This is a genomic window from Pseudomonas sp. MUP55 (assembly GCF_034043515.1).
GTDB lineage: Bacteria > Pseudomonadota > Gammaproteobacteria > Pseudomonadales > Pseudomonadaceae > Aquipseudomonas.
Genome location: NZ_CP138214.1, coordinates 415,194 through 433,108 on the forward strand (window position 1 = coordinate 415,194; position 17,915 = coordinate 433,108).

Below are 17,915 nucleotides of genomic sequence, written 5' to 3' on the forward strand. Positions count from 1 at the left end.
GACCCCGGTTTTTGATCAATTATTGAGCAGGTGGCACGTAACCTTCGGCCTGGGCGTATTCCTCGCCGGAAAAGAACTTGTCCATTTCGCCCTGCAGGTATTTGCGGTCTTCGGCGTTCATCATGTTCAGGCGTTTTTCGTTGATGAGCAGGGTCTGGTGTTTCTGCCAGTCGCCCCAGGCTTTGGCGGAGACGTGGTCGTAAATGTCCTGGCCCTTGGCGCCTGGGTACGGAGGGCGTTCCAGGGCTGGGAGTTCTTCTTTGTACTTGCGGCACATTACGGTACGGGTCATGACGACTCTCCTGCGTTCAATACTTCAGCCGCGCGCTTCAGCAGTTTCTTCACCGGGGCGGCAAGGCCCAGGCGCGGCGGGGTGGCGAGGTTATACCAGAGCCAGTCGGCCTCGGCCACGTGATGGGCGCTTTCCTCGACCTGGACGAGCCAGGGTTCGATGGCCAGTTGGAAGTGGCTGAAGGTGTGGATCAGCCCGGGCAGTTCCTGATGCTTGCCCAGCGCCAGCGCGTGCTGGTTGGCCAGGTGATCCAGGTCACCCAGGTCGTCGAGCTCCGGCAGGCTCCACAAACCGCCCCACAGGCCCGTGGAGGGGCGACGGTAAAGCAGGATCGCGCCCTCGGCATTGGCCAGCATCGGCATCAGTGTGCGTTTCTGCGGGACGGCCTTGCGTGGCTTGGGAATCGGGTAGCGCGTTTCCAGGCCGAGCATGTGCGCTTCGCAGCCTTTTTCCAGCGGGCACAGCAGGCAGCTGGGTTTGCTGCGGGTACACAGGGTGGCGCCCATGTCCATCATCGCCTGGGTGTAGGCGTTGACGCGGTCATGGGGCGTGAAGCGCTCTGCAGTGGCCCACAGCTGCTTGGCGACCTTGGGCTCGCCCGGGTAGCCTTCTTGCGCGGTAAAGCGTGCCAGCACGCGTTTCACGTTGCCATCGAGGATCGGCGCGCGCAGGCCCATGCTCAGGCTGGCGATCGCTCCTGCGGTGGACAGGCCGATGCCGGGCAGCTCGGTGAGCTTTTCGACATCCCTGGGAAACTCGCCGCCGTAGTCGGCTACCACGATCTTCGCGGTCTTCTGCAGGTTGCGCGCGCGGGTGTAGTAACCCAGGCCGGTCCACAGGTGCAGCACTTCGTCTTCCGGCGCGGCGGCCAGGGCTTCGACCGTCGGCAGGGACGCCATGAAGCGGTCGAAGTAATTGAGCACGGTGCTGACCTGAGTCTGTTGCAGCATGATTTCCGACACCCACACCCGATACGGTGTGATGCCCTGTTGCCAGGGCAGGTCGTGGCGACCGTGGCGGTCGTACCAGTCGAGTACCGCCGCTGAAAACTGCTCGTTTCTCATCGGTTGAACAGGCCTTTCAATGCGTCTTTGAGCTTTGGATTCACTTTGTCGAGCTTCTCTTCCAGCTTCTCGTTGAGGCGATTGCCGGCGGCCTTGATGGCGACCTGGCCGAGCCCGTCCTTGTCCAGGCGGCAGGCCTTGGCGCCCAGCTCCAGCGGGCCGCGGCAACGCAGCGGCACTTCGATGCCCTGGAAGTTGGCGCCAACTTCGCAGGCCGGGTCGGGTACGTCGCGCTTGTCGCCTTCGACGATGATGCCCACGCGGTAATCCATGCCCAGCACGCGCAAGTCGACATCGCCGTTGCCATTGAGCGTCAGCCCCGGAATGCGCACCTTCAGGTCAGGGTTGCTGGCCACTCCATTGCGCAACGTCAGGTTGCCGCGCAGTTCCTGGAAGGGCGTGTCCTTGCCTTGCGGCGTGGTGCTCAGGGTCTTGCGGTTGAGCAGGGCGATACCGGTGCACAGTTGTTGCTCGATGTTGGCATTGAGCAACACACCGTTGTTGATGACGATGCTGGCGGTGCCGTTGAGGCTGTCGATCAGGGCTTTCTGGCTGTTGCCTCGGCCGCTGAGGTTGCTGTCGAGGGTGATCAGGCCCTTGACCGGTGGGGTCTTGCCCTGGGCCTGCAGGATGCGTTCGACAGGCACCTGCTTGATGTGGCTTTGCAGCGCCAGCAGCGGGATGTCCTGGCGTACGTCGAGGGTGCCGTTGGCCTGGAATGTGCCGTTGTAGAGGCCACCGCTGAGGCTGTCGAGCTTGAGCTGGCCGTCGATGCCGGAAGCCTTCAGCACAGCATTTCGGATCGGCAACTGGCTCAGGGTCAGCTCGCCAAAGGCGAGGTCTGCGTTCACATCCAGGCTGCGCAGGCGGGTCAGTGGCAACAGTTTGTCAGTGCTCCAGGCACCTTTGGTCGGGGCTTCCGGCAGCGGTGTGCTGCCGCCTGCGGCCATTGCACCGGCTTCGCTGCTCTGCACTTGGGCCTCGCGTGCGGCGGTGGCGCCTTTGGCGGCCTCGGATTTGGCCGGCAGGTAGTTGTCGACGTTGAACGTGTCGCCCTTGAGTTGTACGCGCAGTGACTGCTTGGCGAAATCGTCCACGGCGACGCGACCGGTGAAGGTGCTGCCGTCGAGTTTCAGGTTGAGGTCTTCCAGCGCCACGCTGGTCGGTGTGCCCTGAAGGCGGCTGACCAGTTCAACTTTGCTCAGGCTGCCCGGCGCCATGGCCGGCAGAGGGTGACCGATGCTTTCCAGAAACTTGGCCAGGTCGAACTGGGCGACCGACAGCGCACCGCTGATCTGCGGGGTTTTGTCCAGGTCATTGACCCGAAGTTCGCCCAGGGCGCGCAGTTGGTTGGCCGAGAGTTTCAGGTTGGTCCATTCGGCAAAGTTGGCCGCCAGGTCTACCAGCACCTGACCCTGGGTGGAGAAGCTTACGGTCTTGCCTTGCAGGGGCTCGCCGGTGGCTTCGCCGCTCAGGCGCATGTCTTCGAACTGGTAGCGCTTGAGCGCACGCTGGATGCGCAGGTTGCCGTTCAGCTCGCTTTTGACCCGCATGACCGGCTGGTTGCTGCCCAGGAACGCGGTCAACTTCAACGGGATGCTGGCGCCTTCGTGGATCGCGCCGGCGCTCAGCTGGATGCTTTCGGCGCTGAACTGCTTGCCGGTCTGTTCATCGTTGTATTCAACGCGGGCGTTGTTGATGGTCAGGCTGTCGATGTCCAGGCGGATCGGCTGCGGCGGTTTTTCCGGCTTGGCCTCGGCCACCGGCTCGACCGGCGCGGGAGCGGGGGTGCCCGTAGGTTCATCGGGCAGGTTCTTGCCGATGTCTTCCCAGTTGCCGTGGCCGTTCTTGTCGCGGTTGAGGCGCAGGTTCAGGCCTTCGACGCGCACATCGCTCATCTGCACTTCGCGGCGCAGCAGCGGCAGCACGCGTACCGACAGGCCGAGCATCTGCAGGTCGGCGAACGGTTGGGTGGGGTTGGTCAGGGTCGCCACCCCGGCTTCGTGCAGCTCCAGGCCCAGCCAGGGGAACAGGCTCCAGCCGATATCGCCATTGAGCGTCAGCTCGATGTGGGCCTTGTCGCGGGCAATCTGGCGAATTTCTTCTTTGTAGTCGTTGGGATCGAAGAGATGGGTCAGGGCAAAGCCGAGAGCCACAATGATCAGCAACAGCCCGAGAAATACCAGACCCAGGATTTTGCCGAACGCTTTCATGGGCGAGTCCTTGTATGTCGATTTCAAAATTTAGCCGCAGAGTATAACGCCCGACGGCGTGCATCAGTTCGTGGATCGTTACATTGTATCTAGGACCGACGAAACAGGATTCTGGCGTCAAAAAAAACAGATTCGCTGAAAAAGTGATATCAATTTGGTTTTTCTCACATCCGCAGATGCTAATCTCTGCGCGTTCGTCCGCCTTCTGCGACGTATCGTCGCGCCAAAATGGAGTTTCACCCAAAAAAACGGTCACGCTTTGCGTGCAAGGCCGAGGGGGAGAGCGCCTGACGGACGCATACCAATAACTGGGGGAAACACCAATGAGCACTAGCACTGCGGCCGGTATTAGCGCCGCACAGCCTGCGTTCCTGTCCAAGGAACGCATTATCGCCAAGCCCGGCTTCAACCGCTGGCTGGTTCCACCGGCCGCCCTGGCCATCCACCTGTGCATCGGCATGGCCTACGGTTTCTCGGTGTTCTGGTTGCCGTTGTCCAAGGCGCTGGGTATCACCGCACCGGTTGCCTGTGCGCCGGACATGAGCTTTATCGCCCAGGTCTTTTCGTCTCAGTGCGACTGGCCGATCTCCATGCTGGGCTGGATCTACACCCTGTTCTTCATCTTCCTGGGCTGCTCGGCAGCGATCTGGGGCGGCTGGCTGGAACATGCCGGGCCACGCAAGGCCGGCGTTGTATCGGCACTGTGCTGGTGCGGCGGCCTGTTGATCTCGGCATTGGGTATCTATACCCACCAGATCTGGCTGATGTGGATCGGCTCCGGCGTCATTGGCGGTATTGGCCTGGGTCTGGGTTATATCTCGCCGGTATCGACGCTGATCAAGTGGTTCCCGGACAAGCGCGGCATGGCCACCGGCATGGCGATCATGGGTTTTGGTGGCGGCGCGATGGTTGGCGCACCACTGGCAGCAGCCCTGATGGGCCACTTCGCTTCGCCAACCAGCGTGGGCGTATGGCAGAGCTTCCTGGTCATGGCCGCGATTTATTTCGTGTTCATGATCGGTGGCGCACTCTCGTACCGTGTTCCACCGACCGGCTGGAAGCCTGAGGGCTGGACCGCGCCGGCGAAAAAAGCCAGCAACGCGATGATCACCCACCGCCATGTGCACGTGAACGTGGCGTGGAAAACCCCGCAATTCCGTCTGGTCTGGCTGGTGCTGTGCCTGAACGTGTCGGCCGGTATCGGCATTCTCGGCATGGCGTCGCCGCTGTTGCAGGAAGTGTTCGGTGGCAAGCTGCTGGGTGTGGACGTACCGTTCGGTCAACTGGATGCCGGGCAGCTGGCGTCTATCGCTGCCATCGCCGCAGGCTTTACCGGGCTGTTGAGCCTGTTCAACATCGGTGGCCGCTTCTTCTGGGCGTCGTTCTCCGATTACCTGGGGCGTAAAAATACCTACTTCGTGTTCTTCGCCCTGGGCTTTGCCCTGTATGCGCTGATCCCGAACCTGGGCCACCTGGGCAACGTGGCGCTGTTCGTGGCGGCGTTCTGCATCATTCTGTCGATGTACGGCGGTGGTTTTGCGACGGTTCCGGCTTACCTGGCCGACCTGTTCGGTACGCAAATGGTCGGCGCGATCCATGGTCGCCTGCTCACCGCATGGGCGGCGGCCGGCGTGCTGGGCCCTGTGCTGGTGAACTACCTGCGTGAATATCAGCTGAGCATCGGCGTTGAACGCGCCGCGGCCTACGACATCACCTTGTACATCCTCGCAGGCCTGTTGGTGCTGGGCTTCATCTGCAACCTGCTGGTGCGCCCGGTGGCCGACAAGTACTTCATGACCGACGCGGAACTTGCCGCCGAGCAGGCGCTGGGCCATGACAAAGGCGCTGATGCTTCCACCGTACTTGAGTGGAAAGCCTCCGCTGGCAGCAAGCCATTGGCGGTTGCGGCATGGCTGGTGGTGGGTATTCCGCTGGCGTGGGGGGTGTGGGTGACTCTGCAGAAGACAGCTGTGCTGTTCCACTAACACTGCAAGACCCTGTGGGAGGGGGCTTGCCCCCGATAGCGGCGCATCAGTCAATGCATTATTGAATGATCCACCCCTATCGGGGGCAAGCCCCCTCCCACATTGGTTGTTCAGTGTTCTGGTGGGCTGGGTCCCACATGTATACACATGTCTATCCCCTCCACTCCCCGCTTCAACTCGTCAGTCTTATCCCCTCCGATGTTTCTGTTTAGCGCCCGCGCCCCTATAATGGCTGCCTTTTTCGCCCAATGATTTGCGGAGCTGGTGATGGTCGAACGTATGGCGTCCGTCGAGCGCGACACTCTGGAAACCCAGATCAAAGCCTCGATCAACCTGGATGGCACCGGAAAGGCCCGATTTGATATCGGTGTGCCTTTTCTTGAGCACATGCTGGACCAGATCGCCCGTCATGGGCTGATCGACCTGGATATCGTCAGCAAGGGCGACCTGCATATCGACGACCACCATACGGTGGAAGACGTAGGCATCACCCTGGGCCAGGCATTTGCCAAGGCCATCGGCGACAAAAAAGGCATCCGTCGCTACGGCCACGCCTATGTGCCGCTGGACGAAGCGCTGTCGCGCGTGGTCATCGACTTCTCCGGCCGCCCAGGCCTGCAGATGCACGTGCCCTATACCCGCGCCACCGTGGGCGGCTTCGATGTCGACCTGTTCCAGGAGTTCTTCCAAGGCTTCGTCAACCACGCACTCGTCAGCCTGCACATCGACAACCTGCGCGGCACCAACACCCACCACCAGATCGAAACCGTGTTCAAGGCTTTCGGCCGCGCGCTGCGCATGGCCGTCGAGCTGGATGACCGCATGGCCGGGCAAATGCCGTCGACCAAGGGCGTCCTGTAATGCAGACGGTCGCGGTTATCGATTACGGCATGGGCAACCTGCACTCGGTGGCCAAGGCCCTCGAGCACGTCGGTGCCGGCAAAGTGCTGATCACCAGCGATGCCAATGTGATTCGCGAAGCCGACCGAGTGGTGTTTCCCGGCGTCGGTGCGATTCGCGACTGCATGGCCGAGATCCGCCGCCTGGGCTTTGACAGCCTGGTGCGCGAAGTCAGCCAGGACCGCCCGTTCCTCGGCATCTGCGTGGGCATGCAAGCCTTGCTCGACAGCAGCGAAGAGAACGACGGCGTTGACTGCATCGGGTTGTTCCCGGGCCAGGTGAAGTTCTTTGGCAAAGACCTGCATGAAGACGGCGCACACCTGAAAGTCCCGCACATGGGCTGGAACGAAGTGCGTCAGAGCATGGATCACCCGCTGTGGCACGAAGTGCCGGACATGGCGCGCTTCTACTTCGTGCACAGCTACTACATTGCCGCCGGTAAACCGGAGCAGGTAGTGGGTGGCGGGCACTACGGCGTCGACTTCGCGGCTGCGCTGGCCGACGGTTCGCGGTTCGCCGTGCAGTTCCACCCGGAGAAGAGCCATACCCACGGCCTGCAATTGCTGCAGAACTTCGCCGCGTGGGATGGTCGCTGGTAAATGGCCAAGAAGCCCATAGCGCCCATCTTGAACCTCACGCCCGAGCAGGAGCGTGCGGCTACCGACAATATCAAGCGCTTCATGGAAGACCGCTTCGAGCTCAAGCTGGGCTCGTTTGAGGTCGCCGAGATTCTTGAGCTGTTCACTACTGAAGTGGCACCGCACTATTACAACAAGGCGATTTTCGATACGCAGACGCTCCTTAAAGAAAGGTTCGAAAGCATCGAAAGCGACTTGTGGTCGCTTGAAAAGAGCAGCTGAAAGCTTCAAGCCCCAAGCTGCAAGAATTGATACGCGTGCTTGCTTGCAGCTAATAGCTTGCAGCTTGCAACTTTTTGACGAAGGAAAAGCATGCTCATTATCCCCGCTATCGATCTCAAGGACGGCGCCTGCGTCCGTCTGCGCCAAGGCCGCATGGAAGATTCCACCGTGTTCTCCGATGACCCGGTGAGCATGGCCGCCAAATGGGTGGAAGGGGGCTGCCGTCGTCTGCATCTGGTGGACCTGAACGGCGCCTTCGAAGGCCAGCCGGTCAACGGCGAGGTGGTCACCGCCATTGCCAAGCGCTACCCGAACCTGCCAATCCAGATCGGCGGCGGCATCCGTTCCCTGGAAACCATCGAGCACTACGTCAAGGCTGGCGTGAGCTACGTGATCATCGGCACCAAGGCCGTGAAAGACCCGGCGTTTGTCGCCGAAGCCTGCCGCGCCTTCCCCGGCAAAGTGATCGTGGGCCTGGACGCCAAAGACGGCTTCGTCGCCACCGACGGCTGGGCTGAAATCAGCACCATCCAAGTGATCGACCTGGCCAAGCAGTTCGAAGCCGACGGCGTGTCTGCCATCGTTTATACCGACATCGCCAAAGACGGCATGATGCAGGGCTGCAACGTGCCGTTCACCGCGGCGCTGGCTGCGGCAACGAAGATTCCGGTGATCGCTTCCGGTGGCATCCACAACCTGGGCGACATCAAGTCGCTGCTGGACGCCAAGGCGCCTGGGATCATCGGTGCCATTACGGGCCGCGCGATCTACGAGGGCACGCTGGATGTGTCCGAAGCTCAAGCTTTTTGTGATGGCTACGCGGCCAGCTCCAAGTCGTAAGCCGCAAGCTGCCAGTAAAAGCAGACCTGCTTCAACTTGCAGCTTGTAGCTTAAAGCTTCTTAATCGGAGATTAAGTCTATGGCTTTAGCCAGACGCATCATCCCTTGCCTGGACGTCGACAACGGTCGCGTGGTCAAGGGCGTCAAGTTCGAGAACATCCGTGACGCCGGCGACCCGGTGGAAATCGCCCGTCGCTACGATGAGCAAGGTGCCGACGAGATTACCTTTCTCGACATCACCGCCAGCGTCGACGGTCGCGACACCACGTTGCATACCGTTGAGCGCATGGCCAGCCAGGTCTTCATTCCGCTGACCGTGGGCGGCGGCGTGCGCACCGTGCAGGACATCCGCAACCTGCTCAATGCCGGCGCGGACAAGGTCTCGATCAACACTGCCGCGGTGTTCAACCCGGAATTCGTCGGCGAGGCCGCGCAGCACTTCGGCTCGCAATGCATCGTCGTCGCCATCGACGCCAAGAAAGTCTCCGGCCCTGGCGAAACCCCGCGCTGGGAGATCTTCACCCACGGCGGTCGCAAGCCCACTGGCCTGGACGCGGTGGAGTGGGCAATGAAGATGGAAGCCCTCGGCGCCGGTGAAATCTTGCTGACCAGCATGGACCAGGACGGCATGAAAAACGGCTTCGACCTGGGCGTGACGCGGGCCATCAGCGACGCGCTGGGCATCCCGGTGATCGCCTCGGGCGGTGTCGGCAACCTGCAGCACTTGGCCGATGGCGTTATCGAAGGCCATGCCAGCGCGGTACTGGCGGCAAGTATTTTCCACTTCGGCGAATACACCGTCCCCGAGGCCAAGGCCTACATGGCAGCGCGCGGGATCGTCGTTCGCTAAACGTTGCTGGACACCATGGCAGGCTCGCGGCACTCTCTGCGCTTGCCATGGATTCCGGTAGCCTTCATGTTCAAAAACCTCCTGCTCGCCCTCGCCAGTTCCTCCATGCTCATGGTGGCTACGGCACACGCCGAAGAATCGTCTGACACCTCCCTGGTGCTGCTGACGGAAAATTTCCCGCCCTACAACATGGCGAAAAACGGCAAGAATTTCGCCAAGGACGAGAACATCGAAGGCATCGCCGTGGACATCGTGCGTGAAACCTTCAAACGCGCCGGCATTTCCTACAACCTCACGTTGCGTTTTCCCTGGGAGCGAATCTACAAACTCGCCCTGGAAAAGCCGGGCTATGGCGTATTCGTCATGGCGCGCTTGCCCGACCGTGAAGCGCTGTTCAAATGGGTAGGCCCGATCGGCCCGGACGACTGGGTGCTGCTGGCCAAGGCCGATAGCAAGATCCAGCTCGACAGCCTTGAGCGCGCCCAGCGCTACAAGATCGGCGCTTACAAGGGCGATGCGATTGCCCAGACGCTTGAAAAGCAGGGGCTCAACCCGGTGATCGCCCTGCGCGATCAGGACAACGCGAACAAGCTCATGGACGGCCAGATCGATCTGTGGGCCACCGGCGATCCCGCCGGGCGGTACTTGGCGCGGCAGGTAGGCGTGACCGGGCTCAAGACGGTGTTGCGGTTCAACAGTGCGCAGCTTTACTTGGCGTTGAACAAGGATGTGCCTGATGAGCTGGTTGCCAAGCTCCAGGCGGCGCTGGATGAGTTACGCAAGAGCGGTCGCGTAGACGAGATCATGGCGCGTTACCTCTAAAGTTGGCAGTTCCCATGCAGCGCAGGGGAATCAGCAGAATAAACGCGGTCAAAAATGTGGGAGGGGGCTTGCCCCCGATGGCGGTGTGTCAGATTAAAATGTATTGGCTGATCTACTGCTATCGGGGGCAAGCCCCCTCCCACATTTGAATTTTTTCGTTACCTTCATTTAGCGGTATAGGCCATCTTTGCCATGCCCGGCCATCGCCTGATTGCTGCGCACGCTGATCATCAACTTGATATCGATCCACTCCACGCCCTGCGCCTTGAGCTTGGGCAATTCGCGCTCAAGCACCGCCAGCGTCTGCGGATAAGGGTGCCCGATCATCACCGCCGAACCTTGCTTGTGCGCCAGCTTGATCGCGGTTTGCAGTTGGGTAGTAATCGCCGCCTCGGTGCGTTCATCATCGAGGAATACATCTCGCGAGACATGGGCCAGGCCAATCTTCTGCGCCTCGGCTGCAGCGACCGTTTGCGCGCTGGTACGGCTGTCCACAAAGAACTTGTGGCGCCGTTGCAGCTCGCCCATCAACCACGCCATCGCGGCCGGCTGCGCGGTCATGCGGCTGCCCATGTGGTTGTTGATGCCAGCCGTGTAGGGCACGGCCTCGAATGCAGCGTCCAGGCGCTTGCCCAGCTCTTCAATGGAAAGCTCGGGGTGCCAGGCAAACGGTCCGGTGGCCGGGTCCATGGGCATGTGCAGGATGACGATCTTGCCAGCCTTGTGGGCTTCGCGGGCAAATTCGGCGGCGTGGGGGGTGTCGGGCATGATCGCGGTGGTGACCGGCCCCGGCAGGGCCAGTACGCGACGGTCCCGTGGCAGGTTTTGCCCCAGGTCGTCGATGATCAAGGTCAGGTAGGCTTTGTGCGGCGCCCCGGCCGGGGTCGCTTGCGCGAATCCGGCCAGGCTGCACAGCACAGCGATAATCAGCGCAACACGCATATCAACGGCTGCGGGTGATGCTCAGGCCCTTGAGCAGGCTGAGTGCCTGGGCCAGCTGGTAATCGTCGTCCTGTGGCATCGGTTTGGCTTTGGCGCCGCTGCCGGTCGGCTGGTCGGCACCGCCGTTGCCATTGCCCAGGTGGCCTTGCAGATCGGCTTCCTTGTAGTACTCGCTGTCGATCTCGTTGGTGATCTTGGCCTTGCGCACTTCGATGTCCGGCACGATGCCCTGGGCCTGGATCGAGCGACCATTGGGTGTGTAGTACAGCGCGGTGGTGATCTTCAGCGCGCGCTCGTTATTGAGCGGCAGCACGGTTTGCACCGAACCTTTGCCGAAGCTGGTGGTGCCCATCAGCACGCCGCGCTTCTGGTCCTGCAGGGCGCCGGCGACGATCTCCGAGGCCGAGGCGCTGCCGCCGTTGATCAGCACGGCCAGCGGCACGTTTTCGCTGAGGTCGTTGCCGGTGGCCGAGAAGCGCAGTTCGGAATTGGCGATCCGGCCTTTGGTGTAAACGATCAGGCCCTTGGTGATGAAGTGGTCGACCACTTCCACCGCCGACTGCAACACGCCGCCTGGGTTGTTACGCAGGTCGAGCACGATGCCGTTGAGCTTCTTGCCGTTGTCTTTGCGCAGCTTGGCCAGGGCCTTGGCCACTTCGTCGCCGGTCTTGACCTGGAACTGGGTGATGCGGATGTAACCGTAGCCCGATTCCAGCAACTGGCTCTTCACGCTCTTGACCGTGATGGTCGCGCGGGCCAGGGTCACGTCGAACGGATTGCCGCCGTCGCGTACCAGGGTCAGGGTGATTTTCTGGCCGAGCTTGCCGCGCATCTTGTCGACGGCTTCGGTCATGGACTGGCCGCGGGTCGGCTGGCCGTTGATCTTGACGATCAGGTCACCGGCCTGGATGCCGGCCTTGGACGCAGGGGTATCGTCGATGGGGGACACGACTTTGATCTGGCCGTCTTCGGAGCCCACTTCAATGCCCAGGCCACCGAACTCACCGCTGGTGCTTTCCTGCAGTTCGGCGAAGTCTTCCGGGCCCAGGTAGGCCGAATGCGGGTCGAGGTTGCTGAGCATGCCCTTGATGGCATTTTCCAGCAGGGTCTTGTCGTCCACGGGTTCGACGTAGGCTGCCTTGATCCGGTCCATGACCTCGGCAAAGGTGCGCAGCTCGTCCAGCGGCAACGGTGCCTTGGTGGTCGCGGCCATCGCGGCGGGCGCAGGCGGTGCGGCCTGGTCGGCAAAAGCCAGAGGCGCGCCGATCACCAGGGCGATCGTCAGGGCCAGCGAAGTGAGGCGGGACAAATGCAGCATGTCGAACGAACTCCTAATGTAGATGCGACCCTATCCTTGGGATCGGCACCATTGTGCGGGATCGCTCGGGCGACCCTGCTGACGAATAGCGAAGTACAGCGCCGGCGTGTCCTGACCACCACTGTTACCGACAGTGGAGATGGATTCACCGGCTTTTACCACATCACCTGCCGACTTGAGTAACGTCTGATTGTGGCCATAAAGGCTCAAATAGCCATTACCGTGATCAAGAATCACCAGCAAACCGGCGCCACGCAACCAGTCGGCAAACACCACACGCCCGCCGTGGACGGCGTGAACCTGGCTGCCGGCAGAGGCGCTGATCATCACACCGTCCCATTTGGCGCGGGTGTCATCGCCACGGGTTTCCCCAAAGCGTGCCAGTAGTCGACCATCAACGGGCCATGGAAGTTTTCCGCGGGCTGAAGCAAAAGGCCCACCGAACGATTCGCCGCTGCTGGAAACCAGTGGGCCAGGCGCTGCATGCGCCGGTTTGCGGGGCGCAGGGGCATCGCTGGTGGCAGCCAGTTCGGCCTCACGCTGGCGCTTTTTTTCGGCTTCCTGCTGGGCCATCAGCGCTTTTTGCCGCGCTTCTTCGGCCTCGCGTGCCTGGCGAGCCAGGGTTTCTTCGATCGTCTTGAGCACTTTGGCCAAGTCGGCCTGGTCCTGCTCGCGGGCTTGCAGCTTGGCGTCGCGGGCTTTCACATCGTCGTTGAGCTTGGCCAGGGCTTGCTGGCGTTCCTTGCGGACTTTATCGAGTTCGTTACGCTGGGTGTCGAGTGCGGTTTTCTGGTCGAGCAGCTGTGCCTGCTGATCATTGATTTCCTGCTCGACATTGGCCAGCTGGCGCAGCGTCTCGTTGAAGCCCTTCAATTGCGACAGGCGCGCCTGGCTCAGGTAATCGTAATAGGTGAGGGTGCGGGCAAATTTTTCCGGATTCTGCTGGTTGAGCAGCAGCTTGAGGTATTCCTGGCGGCCGCTCTGGTAGGCGGCGCGGGCCTGGATCGCGATCAGGCGTTGCTGCTCAACGCGTGCGCTCTGGAGTTTTTTTTTCTCAGCGTCGAGTCGCTCCAGTTCCGACTCGCTCTTCTTTAGTTCTTTTTGCAGCTCCTGGACCTGCTTCTCCAGCTTGCCCATTTCGGTTTCCGTGCCGCGCAGGTCTTTCTGCACGCCGGATTTTTCTTCCTGGAGCTTGCCGAGCAGCTTTTTCAGCTCGGTAATGTCCTGACGCGTAGCGTCCAGCTGTTGTTGGGTTTGCGCGCGCTCATCGGCAAACGCCGGTTGGAGCAGGCAGACAAGAGCAAGGGTAATCAAGGCGCGAAGCATAGAGGCGGGCGACACCAGGGGAAAAGGACGGCCTAGTATGCCCGCCAAGCGCTGCAAAAAAAACGCCCAATTGGGGCTGGCGGGCAAGTTAGGCGCCGAGTGGCGGTGGTATGGCAAAAAGACATCTACCAAACAGCGCAAGGCTAATGTGGGAGGGGGCTTGCCCCCGATGCAGTGGGTCAGCCAAATAGGTGCTGGCTGACCCACCCTATCGGGGGCAAGCCCCCTCCCACACTGTTTTGTGGTGTGTGTCGGATTAGACCAGGATCGAGGTTCCGGTCATCTCCTGCGGCTTCTCCAGGCCCATCAACATCAGCATGGTGGGTGCCACATCCGCCAGTACTCCGCCGTTGCGCACCTTGAAGTCACGCTTGCCAACGTAGATGAACGGCACCGGCTCGGTGGTGTGCGCGGTATGCGCCTGGCCGGTGGATTCATCGGACATCTGCTCGCAGTTGCCGTGGTCGGCCGTGATCAGCGCTTCGCCACCGACTTTGTCCAGGGCATCGACGATACGGCCGACGCACAGGTCCAGGCATTCTACGGCCTTGACCGCCGCTTCCAGGTTGCCGCTGTGACCGACCATGTCGCCGTTGGCGTAGTTGACCACGATCACGTCATAACGCTGATGCTCGATGGCGTCGACGATCTTGTCGGTGACTTCCGGTGCGCTCATTTCCGGCTGCAGGTCATAGGTAGCGACCTTGGGCGATGGGATCAGGATGCGCTCTTCGCCGGGGAACGGTTCTTCACGCCCGCCGGAGAAGAAGAAGGTCACGTGGGCGTATTTTTCGGTTTCGGCAATGCGCAGTTGGGTCTTGCCGTTCTTCGCCAGGTAATCGCCCAGTACGTTTTCCAGGCTGCCCGGGGCGAAAGCCGAGGGGGCCGGGATATTGGCGGCGTATTGAGTCAGCATGACGAACTCGATTTTCGGCTGGCGCGCGCGTTCGAAGTCCTTGAAGCCCTCGTCGACAAACACATGGCTCAGCTCGCGAGCGCGGTCGGCGCGGAAGTTCATGAACACCACGGCGTCGCCGTCTTCAACCTTTACCGGCTCGCCGATGGTGGTGGCCTTGACGAACTCATCGCTCTCGCCACGGGCATAGGCGGCTTCCAGGCCTTGCTGGGCGGTGGCGGCGTTGAATTCGGCCTGGCCGTCGACGATCAGGTTGTAGGCTTGGGCCACGCGGTCCCAGCGGTTGTCGCGGTCCATAGCGAAGTAGCGGCCGACGATGCTGGCGATACGGCCCTTGCCCAGGGCGGCGAAGGTGGCGTCGAGCAGTTCGATGGACGACTGCGCGCTTTTGGGCGGGGTATCGCGGCCATCGAGGAAGGCGTGCAGGTAGATCTTGTCGGCGCCGCGCTTGAAGGCCAGTTCGGCCATGGCGACCAGATGGTCCTGGTGGCTGTGCACGCCGCCCTCGGACAGCAGGCCCATCAAGTGCACGGCCTTGCCGGCGGCGACTGCTTTATCCACCGCCGCGCAGATGGTCGGGTTCTCGAAGAACTCGCCATCGCGGATCGCTTTGGTCACACGGGTGAAGTCTTGATATACCACTCGTCCGGCGCCGAGGTTCATGTGGCCGACCTCGGAGTTGCCCATCTGGCCGTCCGGCAGGCCCACGTCCATGCCGGAACCGGAGATCAGGCCGTTGGGCACGGTGGCGGTGAGGCGGTCCAGCACGGGCTTGCGCGCTGCGTACACGGCGTTGTCGTGGTGGCTTTCACTGTGTCCGAAGCCATCGAGAATTATCAGGACCAAAGGTTTAGGCGTGGTAGTCATAGATCCTCTCGCGGCGGTAATAAAGGAAGACAATGGAAAAGGGAGTGGCAGTTTAAAGCGAAGTTCCAACCGCGTCACCGCTTTACGGGGGTTGGCCGCCCCTGACGGCTGTGTATACTTACCGCCATTTTAACGCCCTGGAACCTCCTTGATGGTTGATCACCTGATTGCATTTGCCACTGCCCACTATCTGCTCGTGGGTGCCTTCGTCATCCTGCTGGCGCTGCTGATCGCTCACGAATTGAGCCGTGGTGGCCGCAGCCTGAGCACTTCGGAGCTGACCGCGCTGGTCAACAAGGATGAGGCCGTTGTCGTGGATATCCGCCCGGCCAAGGATTTCGCCGCCGGTCACATCGTCGGCGCCCTGAACATTCCCCAGGACAAGCTGATGGCGCGTCTGGGCGAGCTGGAAAAGCACAAGGCCAAGACCATCATCCTGGTCGATGCCCAGGGCCAGCATTCCGGCACTCACGCTCGCGAAATGCTCAAGTCCGGCTTCACCGCCGCCAAACTGTCCGGCGGTATCGGCAGCTGGAAAGCCGATAACCTGCCGCTGGTGAAGTGATATGAGCCAGGTTGTCGTGTATTCCAGCGATTATTGCCCTTATTGCATGCGAGCCAAGGCTTTGCTGGATAAGAAGGGTGTTGCCTACGAAGAGATCAAGGTCGATGGCAAACCCCAGGTGCGTGCCGAAATGGCCCAGAAGGCAGGGCGCACGTCGGTCCCGCAGATCTGGATCGGCGCCAGGCATGTCGGTGGCTGCGATGACCTGTTCGCCCTGGAGCGCGCCGGTAAACTTGATGCGCTGCTGTCCGCCTAACCCCTAAAAGCCCCAAGATAAAGAAGGATCTGCGATGACTGATCAACAGAACACCGAAGCAGCAGAAGCTCAAGGCCCACAGTTTTCGCTGCAGCGCATCTACGTGCGTGACCTGTCGTTCGAAGCGCCGAAAAGCCCGGCCATCTTCCGCCAGGAGTGGACCCCAAGCGTCGCGCTTGACCTGAACACCCGTCAGAAAGCCCTGGAAGGTGACTTCCACGAAGTCGTGCTGACCCTGTCGGTCACCGTCAAGAACGGCGAAGAAGTGGCCTTCATCGCTGAAGTGCAACAGGCCGGTATTTTCCTGATACAGGGCCTGGACGAAGCGTCCATGAGCCACACCCTGGGCGCGTTCTGCCCGAACATCCTGTTCCCGTACGCGCGTGAGACCCTGGACAGCCTGGTCACCCGTGGCTCGTTCCCGGCGCTGATGCTGGCACCAGTGAACTTCGATGCCCTGTACGCCCAAGAGCTGCAGCGCATGCAACAGGAAGGTTCGTCGACGGTTCAATAAGTCGATGCGGTAAAAAATGTGGGAGGGGGCTTGCTCCCGATAGCAGGGTGTCAGTCACTGTATCTGTGACTGACCCACCGCTATCGGGGGCAAGCCCCCTCCCACATTGGTTTTGTGTGTTACTTGAAGCCGAGTTGGCGCCAGCCTTCGTAGACCGCCACGGCGACGGTGTTCGACAGGTTCAGGCTGCGACAGCCTTCACGCATCGGCAGGCGCAGGCGCTGGCCGTCGGGCAATGCGTCAAGCACCTCGGCTGGCAGGCCCCGGCTCTCCGGGCCGAACAGAAACGCGTCGCCCTCGGCAAAGCTGGCATCATGAAACGGCCGCGAGCCCTTGGTGGTGAACGCGAACAAGCGTGGGTGGCCCAGGCTTTCCAGGCAACTGGCCAGGTCGGCATGGCGCTGCAGGGTGGCGTACTCGTGGTAGTCCAGCCCGGCACGGCGCAGGCGTTTGTCGTCCATGTCGAAACCCAGCGGCTCGATCAAATGCAGGTGGCAGCCACTGTTGGCGCACAGCCTGATAACGTTGCCGGTATTCGGCGGAATTTCTGGTTGAAAAAGGATGACGTGAAACATGCACGGCTCCGAAGGTAAAGATGCGCTGCATTCTACCCCCGAAGACGACCCAAGGCCGAAGCTATTGCCGCGGGTGCTCGGTTCATTGGCGATTGTCGGCTTGATGATTGGCTTGATGATCGGTCGCTTGACCGCGCCCGAGCCAGTCGAGCTGCAACAGGTGGAACCTGCGGTGGACGGTTTGGTGGTGTGGTTCAACAGCGAGCCCAAGCTGCACGGCGAGCATATCGACGGCACCGTGGCGCTGCTGTTCGACGCGCAGGGCAAGGCGGCCAGTGGGCAACTGAAGGTAAACGACAAGGATGTGAACTGGCGCATCCGCAAGACCGACGGCGGCTTGCTGCTCAACCTGGTAGCGGCCCGGCCATTGCGTGGGGAGTGGAAGGGCGAAGAGGTCGACGACCGCTGGCGGCTGGAGATCCATCTCCAGGAGTAATAAAAGAGGGAGTTCCCGGCCTGCCTGTACCAGGGCTCCCAAAACGGGGTGAAGCCAAAGGCTTCGGTGTTAAAGAGGGGATTCTCGGCCTGCCTGTACCAAGGTCCCCGAAACTGGGTAGTACTGGGGTTATTGCAGGGGACGTGCCAGAGTTCGCAATTTGCTCAACAAAAAACTGCAAGAAAGCAAAAAGCCCCGGAATACGGGGCTTTTCTGGTTTCAGCGTTGAAGCATTCTTCAGTCGTAGCGATGTTTCGGCTGTCCGCTCCATGCCCAATGCCGGTTCATGGTGCATTGAATCGGTGCATAACCATGAACCTGATGAAGATCCAAATGTGGGAGGGGGCTTGCCCCCGATGGCGGTGTGTCAGTCA

19 protein-coding genes are annotated in these 17,915 nt (G+C 61.2%); 11 read left to right on the forward strand and 8 right to left on the reverse strand.

Annotated features, from left to right (window positions below; all coding sequences use genetic code 11):
- Positions 1-19: 19 nt before the first annotated feature.
- The 3 genes from SC318_RS01745 to SC318_RS01755 are packed head-to-tail and all read right to left on the reverse strand — an operon-like array spanning position 20 to position 3,569.
- The gene (locus SC318_RS01745) at positions 20-292 is read right to left on the reverse strand and encodes an oxidative damage protection protein (protein WP_032894036.1); all 273 of its coding nucleotides are present in this window, start codon (positions 290-292) and stop codon (positions 20-22) included.
- Positions 289-1,356: an A/G-specific adenine glycosylase gene (gene mutY / locus SC318_RS01750; protein ID WP_320429397.1), complete on the reverse strand. Its 1,068-nt coding sequence runs from the start codon at positions 1,354-1,356 to the stop codon at positions 289-291. The genes SC318_RS01745 and mutY overlap by 4 nt, the downstream gene beginning before the upstream one ends.
- Complete coding sequence (locus SC318_RS01755; RefSeq protein WP_320429398.1) at positions 1,353-3,569, reverse strand: AsmA family protein; 2,217 nt, start codon at positions 3,567-3,569, stop codon at positions 1,353-1,355. The genes mutY and SC318_RS01755 overlap by 4 nt, the downstream gene beginning before the upstream one ends.
- 323 nt (positions 3,570-3,892) lie before the next feature.
- On the opposite strand from SC318_RS01755, the gene SC318_RS01760 reads away from it, so the two are divergent.
- From SC318_RS01760 to SC318_RS01790, 7 genes are all read left to right on the forward strand, one after another.
- On the forward strand, positions 3,893-5,554 hold the full coding sequence (locus SC318_RS01760) for an OFA family MFS transporter (RefSeq protein ID WP_320429399.1): 1,662 nt from the start codon (positions 3,893-3,895) through the stop codon (positions 5,552-5,554).
- 267 nt (positions 5,555-5,821) lie between these two features.
- Positions 5,822-6,415 carry an imidazoleglycerol-phosphate dehydratase HisB gene (hisB, locus tag SC318_RS01765; RefSeq protein ID WP_003237513.1) on the forward strand — a complete coding sequence of 198 codons (594 nt, stop codon included), beginning with the start codon at positions 5,822-5,824 and terminating at the stop codon, positions 6,413-6,415.
- A complete protein-coding gene (gene hisH / locus SC318_RS01770; RefSeq protein ID WP_320429400.1) occupies positions 6,415-7,053 on the forward strand; it encodes an imidazole glycerol phosphate synthase subunit HisH in 639 nt (212 codons plus the stop codon). Before hisB ends, hisH begins: the two co-directional genes overlap by 1 nt.
- A complete protein-coding gene (locus SC318_RS01775; protein WP_320429401.1) occupies positions 7,054-7,314 on the forward strand; it encodes a DUF2164 domain-containing protein in 261 nt (86 codons plus the stop codon).
- Between the two features lie 90 nt (positions 7,315-7,404).
- Positions 7,405-8,154 (forward strand): 1-(5-phosphoribosyl)-5-[(5-phosphoribosylamino)methylideneamino]imidazole-4-carboxamide isomerase, encoded by a 750-nt coding sequence (gene hisA / locus SC318_RS01780; protein WP_320429402.1) that lies wholly within the window; start codon positions 7,405-7,407, stop codon positions 8,152-8,154.
- Between the two features lie 79 nt (positions 8,155-8,233).
- Positions 8,234-9,004 carry an imidazole glycerol phosphate synthase subunit HisF gene (gene hisF, locus SC318_RS01785; RefSeq protein WP_065950077.1) on the forward strand — a complete coding sequence of 257 codons (771 nt, stop codon included), beginning with the start codon at positions 8,234-8,236 and terminating at the stop codon, positions 9,002-9,004.
- 66 nt (positions 9,005-9,070) lie between these two features.
- Complete coding sequence (locus SC318_RS01790) at positions 9,071-9,826, forward strand: substrate-binding periplasmic protein (protein WP_320429403.1); 756 nt, start codon at positions 9,071-9,073, stop codon at positions 9,824-9,826.
- Between the two features lie 168 nt (positions 9,827-9,994).
- On the opposite strand, the gene SC318_RS01795 is transcribed toward SC318_RS01790, so the two are convergent.
- From SC318_RS01795 to gpmI, 4 genes are all read right to left on the reverse strand, one after another.
- Complete coding sequence (locus SC318_RS01795) at positions 9,995-10,768, reverse strand: divergent polysaccharide deacetylase family protein (protein ID WP_320429404.1); 774 nt, start codon at positions 10,766-10,768, stop codon at positions 9,995-9,997.
- A gap of 1 nt (position 10,769) precedes the next feature.
- The gene (locus SC318_RS01800; protein WP_320429405.1) at positions 10,770-12,086 is read right to left on the reverse strand and encodes a S41 family peptidase; all 1,317 of its coding nucleotides are present in this window, start codon (positions 12,084-12,086) and stop codon (positions 10,770-10,772) included.
- A gap of 30 nt (positions 12,087-12,116) precedes the next feature.
- Positions 12,117-13,412, reverse strand: coding sequence for a murein hydrolase activator EnvC family protein (locus tag SC318_RS01805; RefSeq protein WP_320429406.1), 1,296 nt, complete (start codon positions 13,410-13,412; stop codon positions 12,117-12,119).
- Positions 13,413-13,668: 256 nt separating this feature from the next.
- Complete coding sequence (gene gpmI / locus SC318_RS01810) at positions 13,669-15,195, reverse strand: 2,3-bisphosphoglycerate-independent phosphoglycerate mutase (RefSeq protein ID WP_320429407.1); 1,527 nt, start codon at positions 15,193-15,195, stop codon at positions 13,669-13,671.
- Positions 15,196-15,346: 151 nt separating this feature from the next.
- On the opposite strand from gpmI, the gene SC318_RS01815 reads away from it, so the two are divergent.
- From SC318_RS01815 to secB, 3 genes are read left to right on the forward strand one after another with little or no spacing between them, the layout of a single operon-like run.
- Complete coding sequence (locus SC318_RS01815; protein WP_306491244.1) at positions 15,347-15,760, forward strand: rhodanese-like domain-containing protein; 414 nt, start codon at positions 15,347-15,349, stop codon at positions 15,758-15,760.
- Position 15,761: 1 nt separating this feature from the next.
- Positions 15,762-16,016 (forward strand): glutaredoxin 3, encoded by a 255-nt coding sequence (gene grxC, locus SC318_RS01820; protein ID WP_320429408.1) that lies wholly within the window; start codon positions 15,762-15,764, stop codon positions 16,014-16,016.
- Positions 16,017-16,050: 34 nt separating this feature from the next.
- Positions 16,051-16,530: a protein-export chaperone SecB gene (gene secB, locus SC318_RS01825; protein ID WP_012721755.1), complete on the forward strand. Its 480-nt coding sequence runs from the start codon at positions 16,051-16,053 to the stop codon at positions 16,528-16,530.
- A 119-nt stretch (positions 16,531-16,649) separates the two neighbouring features.
- Here secB and SC318_RS01830 read toward each other — a convergent pair whose 3' ends face one another.
- Positions 16,650-17,105 carry a tRNA (cytidine(34)-2'-O)-methyltransferase gene (locus tag SC318_RS01830; protein WP_320429409.1) on the reverse strand — a complete coding sequence of 152 codons (456 nt, stop codon included), beginning with the start codon at positions 17,103-17,105 and terminating at the stop codon, positions 16,650-16,652.
- Between SC318_RS01830 and SC318_RS01835 the strand changes: the two genes are divergently transcribed.
- Complete coding sequence (locus SC318_RS01835; RefSeq protein WP_320429410.1) at positions 17,104-17,541, forward strand: hypothetical protein; 438 nt, start codon at positions 17,104-17,106, stop codon at positions 17,539-17,541. The two genes, SC318_RS01830 and SC318_RS01835, sit on opposite strands and share 2 nt — an antisense overlap.
- The last annotated feature ends 374 nt before the right edge of the window (positions 17,542-17,915 follow it).

What these genes read in the sequence shown, in the direction of transcription:
- SC318_RS01745 (WP_032894036.1), bottom strand. Translation starts at nt 292, where the DNA reads ATGACCCGTACCGTAATGTGCCGCAAGTACAAAGAAGAACTCCCAGCC.
- mutY (WP_320429397.1), bottom strand. Translation starts at nt 1,356, where the DNA reads ATGAGAAACGAGCAGTTTTCAGCGGCGGTACTCGACTGGTACGACCGC.
- SC318_RS01755 (WP_320429398.1), bottom strand. Translation starts at nt 3,569, where the DNA reads ATGAAAGCGTTCGGCAAAATCCTGGGTCTGGTATTTCTCGGGCTGTTG.
- SC318_RS01760 (WP_320429399.1), top strand. Translation starts at nt 3,893, where the DNA reads ATGAGCACTAGCACTGCGGCCGGTATTAGCGCCGCACAGCCTGCGTTC.
- hisB (WP_003237513.1), top strand. Translation starts at nt 5,822, where the DNA reads ATGGTCGAACGTATGGCGTCCGTCGAGCGCGACACTCTGGAAACCCAG.
- hisH (WP_320429400.1), top strand. Translation starts at nt 6,415, where the DNA reads ATGCAGACGGTCGCGGTTATCGATTACGGCATGGGCAACCTGCACTCG.
- SC318_RS01775 (WP_320429401.1), top strand. Translation starts at nt 7,054, where the DNA reads ATGGCCAAGAAGCCCATAGCGCCCATCTTGAACCTCACGCCCGAGCAG.
- hisA (WP_320429402.1), top strand. Translation starts at nt 7,405, where the DNA reads ATGCTCATTATCCCCGCTATCGATCTCAAGGACGGCGCCTGCGTCCGT.
- hisF (WP_065950077.1), top strand. Translation starts at nt 8,234, where the DNA reads ATGGCTTTAGCCAGACGCATCATCCCTTGCCTGGACGTCGACAACGGT.
- SC318_RS01790 (WP_320429403.1), top strand. Translation starts at nt 9,071, where the DNA reads ATGTTCAAAAACCTCCTGCTCGCCCTCGCCAGTTCCTCCATGCTCATG.
- SC318_RS01795 (WP_320429404.1), bottom strand. Translation starts at nt 10,768, where the DNA reads ATGCGTGTTGCGCTGATTATCGCTGTGCTGTGCAGCCTGGCCGGATTC.
- SC318_RS01800 (WP_320429405.1), bottom strand. Translation starts at nt 12,086, where the DNA reads ATGCTGCATTTGTCCCGCCTCACTTCGCTGGCCCTGACGATCGCCCTG.
- SC318_RS01805 (WP_320429406.1), bottom strand. Translation starts at nt 13,412, where the DNA reads ATGCTTCGCGCCTTGATTACCCTTGCTCTTGTCTGCCTGCTCCAACCG.
- gpmI (WP_320429407.1), bottom strand. Translation starts at nt 15,195, where the DNA reads ATGACTACCACGCCTAAACCTTTGGTCCTGATAATTCTCGATGGCTTC.
- SC318_RS01815 (WP_306491244.1), top strand. Translation starts at nt 15,347, where the DNA reads ATGGTTGATCACCTGATTGCATTTGCCACTGCCCACTATCTGCTCGTG.
- grxC (WP_320429408.1), top strand. Translation starts at nt 15,762, where the DNA reads ATGAGCCAGGTTGTCGTGTATTCCAGCGATTATTGCCCTTATTGCATG.
- secB (WP_012721755.1), top strand. Translation starts at nt 16,051, where the DNA reads ATGACTGATCAACAGAACACCGAAGCAGCAGAAGCTCAAGGCCCACAG.
- SC318_RS01835 (WP_320429410.1), top strand. Translation starts at nt 17,104, where the DNA reads ATGCACGGCTCCGAAGGTAAAGATGCGCTGCATTCTACCCCCGAAGAC.
- SC318_RS01830 (WP_320429409.1), bottom strand. Translation starts at nt 17,105, where the DNA reads ATGTTTCACGTCATCCTTTTTCAACCAGAAATTCCGCCGAATACCGGC.